Source organism: Acinetobacter sp. NyZ410, from assembly GCF_022828975.1.
Lineage (GTDB): Bacteria > Pseudomonadota > Gammaproteobacteria > Pseudomonadales > Moraxellaceae > Acinetobacter > Acinetobacter guillouiae.
This window is the reverse complement of sequence record NZ_CP094620.1, coordinates 1,548,247-1,560,967: the sequence shown is the minus strand read 5'-3', so window position 1 is coordinate 1,560,967 and position 12,721 is coordinate 1,548,247. Positions and strand designations below refer to the sequence as shown.

The 12,721-nt window shown below is 37.9% G+C and carries 8 protein-coding genes; 1 reads left to right on the top strand and 7 read right to left on the bottom strand.

Annotated features, from left to right (window positions below):
• Positions 1 to 105 precede the first annotated feature (105 nt).
• The 5 genes from glyA to MTO68_RS07375 all read right to left on the bottom strand — a co-directional run bounded on the left by glyA (position 106) and on the right by MTO68_RS07375 (position 8,689).
• Positions 106 to 1,359, bottom strand: coding sequence for a serine hydroxymethyltransferase (gene glyA / locus MTO68_RS07395; RefSeq protein ID WP_004820090.1), 1,254 nt, complete (start codon positions 1,357 to 1,359; stop codon positions 106 to 108).
• A gap of 160 nt (positions 1,360 to 1,519) precedes the next feature.
• Positions 1,520 to 2,746, bottom strand: a complete 1,227-nt coding sequence (locus MTO68_RS07390) for an alpha/beta fold hydrolase (RefSeq protein ID WP_244015510.1) — start codon at positions 2,744 to 2,746, stop codon at positions 1,520 to 1,522.
• Between the two features lie 507 nt (positions 2,747 to 3,253).
• Positions 3,254 to 4,543: an alpha/beta fold hydrolase gene (locus tag MTO68_RS07385; RefSeq protein ID WP_244015509.1), complete on the bottom strand. Its 1,290-nt coding sequence runs from the start codon at positions 4,541 to 4,543 to the stop codon at positions 3,254 to 3,256.
• 669 nt (positions 4,544 to 5,212) lie between these two features.
• Complete coding sequence (locus tag MTO68_RS07380) at positions 5,213 to 6,745, bottom strand: alpha/beta hydrolase (protein WP_244015508.1); 1,533 nt, start codon at positions 6,743 to 6,745, stop codon at positions 5,213 to 5,215.
• Between the two features lie 645 nt (positions 6,746 to 7,390).
• Positions 7,391 to 8,689: a lipase family protein gene (locus MTO68_RS07375; RefSeq protein ID WP_244015507.1), complete on the bottom strand. Its 1,299-nt coding sequence runs from the start codon at positions 8,687 to 8,689 to the stop codon at positions 7,391 to 7,393.
• Between the two features lie 136 nt (positions 8,690 to 8,825).
• Between MTO68_RS07375 and MTO68_RS07370 the strand changes: the two genes are divergently transcribed.
• Positions 8,826 to 9,074 carry a hypothetical protein gene (locus MTO68_RS07370; RefSeq protein ID WP_244015506.1) on the top strand — a complete coding sequence of 83 codons (249 nt, stop codon included), beginning with the start codon at positions 8,826 to 8,828 and terminating at the stop codon, positions 9,072 to 9,074.
• Between the two features lie 280 nt (positions 9,075 to 9,354).
• On the opposite strand, the gene MTO68_RS07365 is transcribed toward MTO68_RS07370, so the two are convergent.
• Together MTO68_RS07365 and MTO68_RS07360 are read right to left on the bottom strand one after the other, a co-directional pair.
• Entirely contained in the window at positions 9,355 to 10,617 is a 1,263-nt protein-coding gene (locus tag MTO68_RS07365) for an alpha/beta hydrolase (RefSeq protein WP_244015505.1), read from the bottom strand.
• 704 nt (positions 10,618 to 11,321) lie between these two features.
• Positions 11,322 to 12,611, bottom strand: a complete 1,290-nt coding sequence (locus tag MTO68_RS07360; RefSeq protein WP_244015504.1) for a lipase family protein — start codon at positions 12,609 to 12,611, stop codon at positions 11,322 to 11,324.
• Positions 12,612 to 12,721 lie beyond the last annotated feature (110 nt).

The following is a 12,721-nucleotide window of genomic DNA, read 5'->3' as shown; positions in this document are numbered from 1 at the left end:
TCTACTTCTTTTATAACAGATATTTTCTGCAATGTTTAAACTTTTCAACTTATGGAACAACCATAAAAAAAGCCCCCTTGAGAGGAGGCCTTCTCAAGTTAATGCTTATTTAGCATAAACGGGGAATTTTGCACAGACTGTTTCAACTTTCGCTTTCACCGCATTGATAACAGCTTCATCACCTTTTGCATCGAGGATATCCGCAATCCAACCTGCCAAGTCGCGAACTTCAGCTTCACCAAAACCACGTGTTGTTACTGCTGGCGTACCGATACGGATACCAGAAGTGACAAACGGAGAACGTGGATCATTTGGTACCGCATTTTTGTTGACCGTAATATGAGCAGCGCCTAACCAAGCATCAGCATCTTTACCTGTCACATCTTGCTTAATTAAAGACAACAAGAATAAATGGTTTTCTGTACCACCAGATACAACATCATAACCACGTGAAATCAATACTTCAGCCATCGCTTTAGCATTTACCACCACTTGTTTTTGATATTCTTTGTATTCAGGCATCATTGCTTCTTTAAAGCAAATTGCTTTTGCTGCGATCGCATGAACCAATGGACCGCCTTGGTTACCCGGGAATACAGCAGATTGAAGTTTTTTCTCAATTTCTTCGTTTGCTTTTGCAAGGATTAAACCAGAACGTGGGCCACGCAAAGTTTTATGCGTAGTCGTGGTTGTTACATCAGCAATTTGCACTGGACTTGGGTATACACCAGCAGCAACTAAACCAGCAACGTGAGCCATATCTACAAATAAGTAAGCGCCAACTTTATCCGCAATTTCACGGAAACGTTGCCAATCTACAATTTGGCTATATGCAGAGAAACCAGCCACGATCATACGTGGTTTATGTTCTACAGCTAAACGCTCAACTTCTTCGTAATCAATTTCACCAGTTTCTACGTTTAAACCATATTGAACAGCATTATATGATTTACCAGAGAAGTTGACTTTAGCACCATGAGTCAAATGACCACCATGTGCCAAGCTCATGCCTAAAACAGTATCACCTGGGTTGAGTAAAGCAAGATAAACTGCTGAGTTTGCTTGAGAACCTGCATGTGGCTGAACATTTGCATAGTCAGCACCAAATAATGCTTTAGCACGATCGATCGCCAATTGTTCGATCACATCAACATATTCACAACCGCCATAATAGCGTTTGCCAGGGTAACCTTCCGCATATTTGTTAGTGAGTTTTGACCCTTGTGCTTCCATAACAGCTGGTGAGCAATAGTTTTCAGATGCGATTAACTCAATATGAGCTTCTTGACGGGCATCTTCTTGAGTGATTGCTTGAGCAATTTCTGGATCAAATTCAGAAATAGAGATATTGGCGAACATTAGCGAGGTCCTATGAATTAGGGCTTTTAAGCCGTGCTAAGATTGCGCGTATTGTAGCATGAAGTTTGTAATTAAACAGAATGAAGTTTGCTCCGTTTTAAATAAAAATGGCTCATGTTGAAAACATAAGCCATTTGCTCAAATCTACAATTTAAAATCGTTATTGTGCTGCAAACATTCCTTTTACATCAGCCACAATATTGTCGATATTTTCAGAATAAGCCTTACCATGATCCCAAGTTGGTTCGGTAATGTAATGCACCTGCGTCGCCAGTGCTTTCGCCGTACCGTATAAAGTATCTGTTGCTGCTTTCGGTACAGTGGTATCAGCGCCACCTTGATAGATGATGATAGGCGTTTTAACTTGAACTTGTAGAGGTTGCGAATCTTTCTCTAAGAAAGTTTTAACGGCTGGTAAAGACATAAAGGTATCGGTTGTTCTTGGATAGTTTTTCAGTGATCCATTCACAGCCACATACTGTGCCATTGCTCCACCAAATTGTAGGCCAAGACCAGTGTAACAAACAGATTCAGCATTCTTTGCAATCGCATCGGTGGGTACTTTAAAGACTTGGCTATAATCTAAAGTTGGATTTGAATTACGTAGCCCCGCTGCAATCAACGCTGTAAATGTATCCAATGATGCATAGACAGGAATTTGTTGTGTTGGTGGTGCATTTGCAACTGATAGTTGCCCTGCATTTAAAATTAAACTCAATTGTGAAGCAGGCGCGACAGCAACTGTACCTTTATAATCTAAATTTGCACGATCAGCATATTGTGCAGCACCTAAAGCAGCTTGACCGCCTTGCGAGTGCCCAACAGTGACCCATTGTTTCGATGCTTTGTTGCCTAACCAATTACGTGCTGCAACCACTGCATCTGTAATCGAGTAACCTTCACTTTTTACATTTAAGAAAGGATGGAGTTCAGTTCCACTCGGCTCGCCTAAACCTTCATAATCGGGTGCAACCACCACATAGCCTTCTGCAAGGAATTTAGAAATCATTTTTTTAATATCATCATTGGTCGCATTACGGCTTGGTGCACATACATCAGCGACACCTGTTGTACCATGCGCCCAAACTACGATAGGCCAACCTGAAGCTGGTGGTGCAGTTTTAGGAGTAAATACCAATGAGGTTGCTTGTACTTCAGTTCCCTTCACCCCTTTCATTTTATAGGTCATCACTACACTATCTGCCGCCACCGCAGAAAAATCTGTCTTGGTATATGCTATAGGTGTGCCAACAACAGGGTTTGCAATAGTGTTTAGATCCGTATTTGAAGGTGATTCATAAGAATTTCCCCCACTACCACCGTTATTACACGCGGATAAAACCAAACCTGAACTTAGAATTAAAATTGATAATGCATTTTTTTTCATGTGACTTATTCCTTAAAGCACAATTTTTTTAAAGTTATATATACGGCTTAACGCGTATAATTCTTTCATAAATACGTCAAAAAAATATGTTATACAAGTTTTTTTCTTATTATTTTTTAAACATTATTCAATAGATTAAAATGTGAGTCTTCCTTCAAAATTGAAAGCAAAGCAACAGTATTTTTTTAACCTTTGATGCCAATATCAAAGTTAAATTTTTTAAAAATTAAATTTTTTTACAATCAAAATCAATGATATAAATACAAATAAGTCATCTTCACAATCCGCTTGTTTTCTTGATTTTCATTTTATTTCTAGCTTATGTCTTATCGCAACGACAACGGTCAACCTCTATAGAAAACATTGAAGAATAAATAGCAAGATCAAATAATCATTTTTCTAGCAATCTTTTTTATAGGATTCAGACATAGGTCAAAAAAATGCCCTTATCAACCAGTAATAAGGGCATTTTTTTATTGCTACAATAAGTACTGAACACTCACAAAATTAATTGGCAAGCAGCATCTTTATATCTTCTAATAATTTCCCATTCTCAACATTAACCCTGAATACGCTAAAGTGATCCCAAGTCGGATCAGTTCTGTAATCAATTTTGGTGGTTAAAGCACGTGCTTGTGCCACCAAAGTATTTGTTGCCTGAGGTAATACGATATTGTCACTGCCCCCCTGATAAATAATAATCGGGGTTTTAACCACAGTTTGCAGTGGCTGAGAATCCTTTGCCAGAAATTGCTTTATGATTGGATCATTTTTAAAACCTTCCTGTTTACGCGAAGAATAACCTTTTAGACTATTTCTATCATTTACAAGTGCATATTCTGTTATTGGTCCTTCCATAAATGCAGAACCCAGCTCAAAAAGACAAAGCTTTTCTGCATTCTCAGCAGCAAATTTATCAGTCGGTGACTTAAATATTTTACTGTATACAGGCTCGGTCGGATAAAGACTTTTCATCCCCGCAGCCATATAAGTCGTTAGCGTATCCAAGATGCCATAGCCGAGTGCTTGAGTGAATGACATATCCTCCATTTCCGCTATAGCCATTTCTGACAGCTCTTCAATCAATCTTAGATTGTTTGCAGGCGCGGTGGCGACTGCCCCCCTATAATCCATATTGGCACGCGCTGCATACTGTGCCGTAGCTAATGCCGCATGACCACCTTGTGAGTGCCCCAAAACAGCCCATTTATTGGAGGCTTTATTGCCTAACCAACTTTTGGTTGCGACTACAGCATCTGTAACCGAATAGGCTGCACTCTTTACATGCAAAAATGGATGCATCTCGTTACCACTGGGCTCACCCAAACCTTCATAATCGGGGGCAACCACCACATAACCTGCTTTAACAAAGCTCTCTATCATATTATAAGTAGACTTATCTACACCTAAAATCGATGTCGTAATTAATAGATTATTACTTGGTGCACATTTGTCAGCAACACCCGCTGTGCCATGTGCCCAAGCCACAATCGGCCAACCGCCAGCAGGCGGTGCAGCTTTGGGAGTAAACACTAACGCAGTTGCTTGAGTTTCTTTCCCCGTGATGCCCTTCATTTTATAAGTCATCACCACACTTTCTGCAGCATTCGGTGGAAGAGTATTATCTTGAATAACATAGGGTTTTGGAGTGTTTACCACTGGATTTTGAATATTGTTTACATCTGCATTTACATTAGAAGTTGTGGATGGATTATCCCCCTTGTCATCACTACCACCACAGGCAGTTAGAAATAGACTAGATCCAACCAACATTACTAAGAGTAAATTTAATTTCATTTGATTTATCCTTGCATATTAATAATTTTTATGACTTCAGTGCCAACAAATTCAGTTTGCCAACCCTGATCAATTGATTGCCTTATGTGCAATGGATGTCTATTTTACAAGCACACCACACCGCACAATCCTTAAGAAAATCTGCATTATATTTATACTGAAAATATAAATTTGCAAATGAAATTTAACATTAAAAAGATTGAAACTATCTTTTAATTAGTTGGTTTAAAAATATTTAATTCACAGAAATATTACAATAATTATATGATCTTATATTTACCAATTTTTTTATTTTAAGATGTTATTCTGCTCACAAAATTCTAAAATAATGTGAATTAAAATTATTTTGAAAATATATTTTTGTTCATCTTACTTTAAATAAATTCTTATCAATGTGTATTTTTATTGTTTAATTTTCAACCAATTTTAGATGATTCATATCTAGGATTTTTAGTCAATGCATATCAAAAACCAATCCTGATCATGACTAAATCAAAAGCCTATACTGATTTTGATAGAAATAATCAATGACCAGATCCGAACAAAGTTTCTCAATTCATCTTTTTTCTAAACTTAAAATATAGGGTTAAACGATTTAAAAAATGCCCTTATTATCAGTAATAAGGGCATTTTTACATTGCTACAATTAAGTATTGAACACTCACAAAATTAATCAGCAAGTAGAGCTTTTATATCTTTTAACAAGTTTCCATTTTGAACATGGGTCGCATGTATAGTGACGTGCCTCCAAGTCGGATCAGTTCGGTAATCAATTTTGGTGTTTAAAGCACGTGCCTTCTCCACCAAGGCATCGGTTGCCTGTTGGTATACGATCGTATCCGCTCCCCCTTGATAAATAATAATCGGGGTTTTTACTTGCGTTTGTAGTGGTTGTGAATCCTTATCTAGAAATTGCCTTACAATCGGATTATCTTTATATTCCGCTTTTTTACGCCGTGAAAAGTTGACTATAGGTGCTCCTAATGGCCTTTCAGTCCTATTTGTCCGGTCAGTAAAAGCCAACACTACCCCTGCAAGACAACGTTCTTCTGCTCGTGCAGCCGGAGTATGATAGGGGTTGTTGAATATGTTGGTATAAACAGGCTCGTCTGGATAAAGACTTTTCATCCCCGCAGCCATAAAAGAGGTTAAGGCATCTAGCACTGGATAGCCCATCATTTGCTCACCTCTAGTCTTATCCGCCAAATCCTTTTCTGTTATGTCTTCAATCATTTCTAAATTATTTGCTGGCGCCAAAGCAACAGCACCCTTATAGTCCATATTGGCACGCGCTGCATATTCTGCTGCGCCCAATGCGGCATGCCCCCCTTGCGAGACGCCAGCAACAGCCCATTTGTTAGATACTTTGTTGCCTAACCAGCTTTTAGTTGCCACCACTGCATCAGTAATTGAATAGGCTGCACTTTTTAAATGTAAATACGGATGCATTTCCTGACCACTAGGCTCTCCCAAACCTTCATAATCGGGTGCGACCACAACATAGCCTTCTTTAACTAAGCTATCGATCATCTCATGAGTAGATCGATCTTCGCCTAGAATGGTAGTGGTGATTAATTTCATTCGACTTGGTGCACATTGGTCAATAACACCTGTTGTACCATGTCCCCAAGCCACAATTGGCCAGCCGCCAGCTGGCGGTGCAGTTTTAGGGGTAAATACCAATGCGGTTGCCAGAGTTTCTGTTCCTTTGATGCCCTTCATTTTATAAGTCATCACTACACTGTCTGCAGCATTTGGTGGATTTTCTGCTGCGGTCTGATATGCGCTTGGTGTGCCCACCACTGGGTCTTGAATATTGTTGACATCTACATTTGGCTTATCTTCAGGTGGTTTTTCATCACCCGGTTTTTCATCTCCTGGCTTTTCGTCACCCGGTTTTTCATCTCCTGGCTTTTCGTCACCTGGCTTTTCATCACCCGGTTTTTCGTCACCTGGCTTTTCATCACCCGGTTTTTCGTCACCCGGTTTTTCATCGCCTGGTTTTTCGTCACCTGGTTTTTCGTCACCTGGTTTTTCATCACCTGGTTTTTCGTCAGGTGGTATTACATCACCGGGCTTTTCTACAATGGGTTTTCCATCATCTGAACCTGTGGATGAATTATTACTGTTTCTATTGCTATCACAGGCACTCAGCAATAGACCAGATCCAATCAACATTATTGAGAGTAAATTTAATTTCATTTGATCCATCCTTGCATATAATAATTTTTATGACTTCAGTGCCAACAAATTCAATTTGCCAACTCTAATTAATGAAGCGCCAGCCACAGGCATAATGAATGTTTATTTTTTTTGCATACATCACATTGTGCGTTTTTTAAGCAGCGCTTCGTTATAATTATGCGAGAAATTATATTTAAGCAAGTGGAATTTAATATCAAAAAATTTTTAATTTATTTTAAAAATCAATATATTATCATTAAATTCACTAAAATACTCGTGTAATTATAAAATCTTATATTTTTTTTTTATTTATTTAAAATGTTATATAACGCATATATTATGCAAATACTGTGAATTAGGAATGTGATGCAAATACACTTTTTATTGTTTTATTTTAAATAAATTCTTATCAATAATCATCTTATGGTTTAAGTTTCAATCAATTCAAGATGATTAATATTTAAAATTTTGGGTCATAATATACTAAAAACCAGTCCAGATAATAGCTAAACGATAGAAATAATCAATAACCAAATCAAAACAACATTTCTTAAGCCATCTTTTTTCTAAGCTTAAAATATAGGATTAAACAATTTTAAAATGCTCTTACTACGTAGAATAAAAGCATTTTTACATTATTACGAGTACATTGATCACTCAAAATTAATTGGCAAGCAAGGTCTTTATATCTTCTAATAATTTTCCATTCTCAACATTCACCCTGAATACGCTAAAGTGATCCCAAGTCGGATCAGTTCTATAATCAATTCTAGTGGTTAAAGCACGGGCTTGTGCCACCAAGGCATCCGTTGCCTGAGGTATTACAATGTTGTCACTGCCCCCCTGATAAATAATAATCGGTGTTTTAATCAGACTTTGTAGTGGCTGGGAATCCTTTTCCAAAAATTGCTTTACGATTGGATCATTTTTAAAGCCTTCCTGTTTACGCGAAGAATAACCATTAAGACTCCCTTCAGTCTTAGTCATATAAGTACCTACCTCTCCCAAAAATTGCATTCCCAATGGCACAAGGCAAAGTGATTCTGCTTTCTCAGCAGTTTTATCAGTCGGTGACTTAAATATTTTACTGTATACAGGTTCATTCGGATAAAGGCTTTTCATCCCCGCAGCCATATAGGCTGTTAAGGTATCTAAAAAGATATAGCCGAGTGTTTTAGGCAGTGCTCCATCATCCATGTTCATCAAAGCCACTTCAGACAATTCTTCAATCAATTTTAGATTATTTGCTGGGGCAAAAGCGACAGCACCTTTATAGTCCATATTGGTACGTGTTGCATATTGTGCGGCGCCTAATGCTGCATGCCCACCTTGTGAGGCCCCAGCAACTACCCAGGTATTGGACACTTTATTGCCTAACCAGTTTTTGGTTGCCACCACAGCATCTGTAATCGAATAGGCTTCACTTTTTAAATTTAAAAATGGATGTATCTCCTTATCTATAGTTTGCTCTGGCTCTCTAGGTTCACCCAGACCTTCATAATCTGGTGCAACCACCACATAGCCTTCTTTAACAAAGCTATCGATCATGCTATAGGTAGATTTATCCTCACCCGTTAAAAACGAATTCGTAATCAATAGATTTTTGCTCGGTGCACAATTGTCGGCAACCCCCACAGCCCCATGTGCCCAAGCTACAATCGGCCAACCGCCAGCGGGTGGTTCAGTTTTAGGGGTAAAGACTAATGCGGTTGCCTGAGTTTCTTGCCCTGTGATGCCTTGCATTTTATAAGTCATCACCACACTTTCTGCTGCATTCGGCGGATAGTTTTCTGTAAACTTATATGGTACAGGTGTGCCTACCACTGGATTTTGAATCTTGTTGACATCTACATTGACATTTGAACTTGTGGCTGGGCTATCACTCTTATCATCACTACCATTGCAGGCACTCAGCAATAGGCCTGATCCAATCAACATGATTGAGAGTAAATTTAATTTCATTTGATTCATCCTTGCATATAATAATTTTTAGTATTTTGAATGAATATTTGATAACAAAATTGAATGAACTTAAATCGTCCAAAAGAACTAATTTATTCAAAAATTTTAATAATATATAGCTAAGAGTAAAAAGCTTGTGCCATCTTTAACATTGCAAGAAAGACCCGAAATGATTGCATTCAACTTAAAAATCTCAAAGAAAATACCAAGCGACCGTATTCTGAAAAAGCAGATCGACTTTATAAAATTAAAGACATGCAAGCATTTAAAATGCTTTGCAGAAATGACGCCCTTTATTCAAGCGAAAGACCTTGAGCCACTTTTTGAGCAGAATTTTGGCTATGCTATCTCTTATCCAAATATCTTGTATGTTTTAAAAAATTAGGCTTGTCACATAAAGTAAAAGCGATCGCAAGTAAATATCAAGTCAGGTTGGTGTATTTACCTACCTATAATCCTGATTTAAATCCGAATTTATTTTTATTGTTTAATTTTCAACCAATTTAAAAATAAAAAATGATCTTGTTAAATGAATCATATAAGTATTGAAAGTCCCCTCTCCCTTTCGGGGAGAAGGTTAGGATGAGGGGAGTTATTGTTGATCTATGTTTTAAAAAAGACTGATAAAAGAAATCTATTGTTAGAAGCAAAACACACTCAAAAAATCAATTGGCAAGAAGGGTTTTAATATCCACTAGCAATTGCCCGTTTTCAACATTATCCTTGAATACAGTGAGGTGATCCCAATCAGGACCTTTTCTATAATCAATTTTGGTGGTTAAAGCACGCGCCTGTGCCACCAAGGCATCTGTTGCCCGTGGTAATACGATCAGGTCTTTGCCGCCTTGATAAATAATAATCGGGGTTTTAACCACAGTTTGTAGTGGTTGCGAATCTTTATCTAAAAACTGCCTTACAATCGGATGCTGGGTATACCCCTGATTTTTACGTGGATAATCCGTTAAATTCTGCTTCAGTAAAAAGTAATCAACCATCGGTGTGGTAAAATTATTAACCATGTCTATCAGACATTGTGATTCCGCTTTTTCAGCAACTTTATCTGTTGGTGACTTAAATACCATACTGTATACGGGTTCAGTTGGATAAATGCTTTTCATACCTGCTGCCATAAAAGCCAATAATGTATCAAGTGCCGCATAGCCTGAAATTTGGCCAGACACAGCCCTATCTGCCAAAGCCATATCTGACAAGCTTTCAATCATTTCCAGATTATTTGCAGGCGCCATTGCAACTGCCCCCTTATAGTCCATATTGGCACGTGCTGCATACTGTGCCGCACCTAATGCTGCATGACCACCTTGTGAGGCCCCAACAACAGCCCATTTGTTAGATGTTTTATTACCTAACCAGCTTTTGGTTGCCACTACAGCATCGGTAATCGAATAGGCTTCACTTTTTACATGCAAAAATGGATGTATTTCTTGACCACTTGGTTCACCTAAACCTTCATAATCGGGTGCGACCACCACATAGCCTGATTGAACAAAACTATCGATCATTTTCTGAGTATGTACATCTGGAATGAACCCTCTCACAATTAATCGATTTCTACTGGGTGCACAATTGTCGGCAACGCCTACAGCGCCATGTGCCCAAGCTACAATCGGCCAACCTCCTGCTGGTGGCGTAGTTTTTGGGGTAAATACCAATGCGGTTGCCTGAGTTTCTTTCCCTGTGATGCCTTGCATTTTATAGGTCATCACCACACTCTCTGCTGCATTTGGTGGATAATCTTCTATAAACTTATATGGTAATGGTGTGTTCACCACTGGGTTTTGAATCTTGTTTATATCTGCATTGACATCTGAACTTGTAGATGGGTTATCACTCTTATCATCACTATCATTACAGGCAGTTAAAAATAGAGACGATAGCGCCAACAATACCGAGAGTAAGTTTAGTTTCATTTGATTATGTCCTTGTCTATAATAATTTTTATCACTTCAGTGTCGACAAATTCAGTGTGCCAACGCTGATTTATGGATTGCCAACCTTATGTGCAATGAGTGCCTATTTTAAAATCACATCATATTGCGCAATATTTAAGCAAATCTGCATTATATTTATCCTGGGAATATAAATTAGCAAGTGAAATTTAACATTTACAAATCTTAAATTATTTTGTTGATCACACACACCATCATGATTCAAATCACAAAAATATTATCGTATTTACATTGCCTTATATTTACCTTTTTCACCATCCAAAGATGTTATTTTGTTCACAAAATTCCAAAATATTGTGAATTTAAATAATTAAAAAATTATATTTTCAACCATTTTACTTTAAATAAATTCTTACCAATCCATTATCATTGTTTAAATTTCAATCAATTTAAAATAATTATTATTTAGCTTTTTTAGTCAATACATATTAAAAACCAATCCTGATGATTGGCTAAATTAAAAACCAATGCTGATTTCGATGGAAATAATCAATGAGCAGCTCAAAACAAATGTTCTCAAATATTGTTTTCTAAAATTTCAACATACTTCAAAGCCATATAAAAAATCCCCCTATTTTTCATAATAGGGAGATTTTAGGCTGAACTACGGTTTTAAAAAGAACTGATAAAAAAATCTATTGTTAGAACTAAAACACACTCAAAAACTAATTGGCAAGCAAGGTCTTAATATCTTCTAGCAGTTGTCCATTTTCAACATTATCCTTGAATACAGTGAGGTGATCCCAATCAGGACCTTTTCTATAATCAATTTTGGTGGTTAAAGCACGCGCCTGTGCCACCAAGGCATCTGTTGCCCGTGGTAATACAATCAGGTCTTTGTCTCCCTGATAAATAATAATTGGCGTTTTAATAAGCGTTTGCAGTGGTGGTAGATCTTTATCTAGAAATTGCCTTACAATTGGATGCTGGGTATAACCCTCATTTTTACGTGGATAGCCAACTAAACTGTCGTTATTTTCACTCCTATACTTCATCATTGGTCTTATAAAATTAAAAGCCAGCGATTGAATACATCGTGTTCTCCCTTCTGCTTGCTCAGCAATTTTATCCGTCGGTGATTTAAATACAATACTATAGACAGGCTCAGTCGGATAAGCACTTTTCATCCCTGCTGCCATATAAGCGGTCAGGGTATCGAGTATCATATAACCATTCATTTGAGCTTCCACATCTGTATTATTCGCCAACGCCATGTCTGATAAGCTTTCAATCATTTCTAGATTATTTGCAGGCGCCAATGCAACTGCCCCCTTATAGTCCATATTGGCACGCGCTGCATACTGTGCCGCGCCTAATGCCGCATGCCCCCCTTGTGAGGCACCGATAACCGCCCATTTATTCGATGCTTTATTACCTAACCAATTTTTGGTTGCCACCACCGCATCCGTAATTGAATAAGCTTCGCTTTTTAAATGTAAAAAGGGATGGATCTCTGTTTCATTCGGTTCTCCCAAACCTTCATAATCTGGTGCAACCACGACATAGCCGTCTTTAACAAAGCTATCGATCATTTTATGGGTATGTAGATCTGGGAGAAGCCCTCCCCTCACAATTAATGGATTTCTACTGGGTGCACACTCATCACCAACACCCACCGTGCCATGTGCCCAAACCACAATCGGCCAGCCGCCAGCTGGTGGTTCTGTTTTAGGGGTAAAGACCAATGCTGTTGCTTGTGTTTCTTGCCCTTTAATACCTTGCATTTTATAGGTCATTACCACACTTTCTTCTGCGTTCGGTACAGTAAAATCTTCCTCATCATAATCCTCAAGAACATACGGTTCTGGAGTATTTACCACTGGATTTTGAATGTTGTTTACGTCTACATTTGAACTTGTGGATGAATTATCCCCCTTATTCTCATCACTACCACCACAGGCAGTGAGAAATAGACCAGATCCAAGCAACATGACTGTGAGTAAATTTAATTTCATATCATTCATCCTTGTTTATCATTTTTCTATCACTTCATTGTTAACAAATCATGTGTTAACACTGTCCCCCCTTAAACCGCTGATCTTTTGCTTGACGACTTTTTTAAATT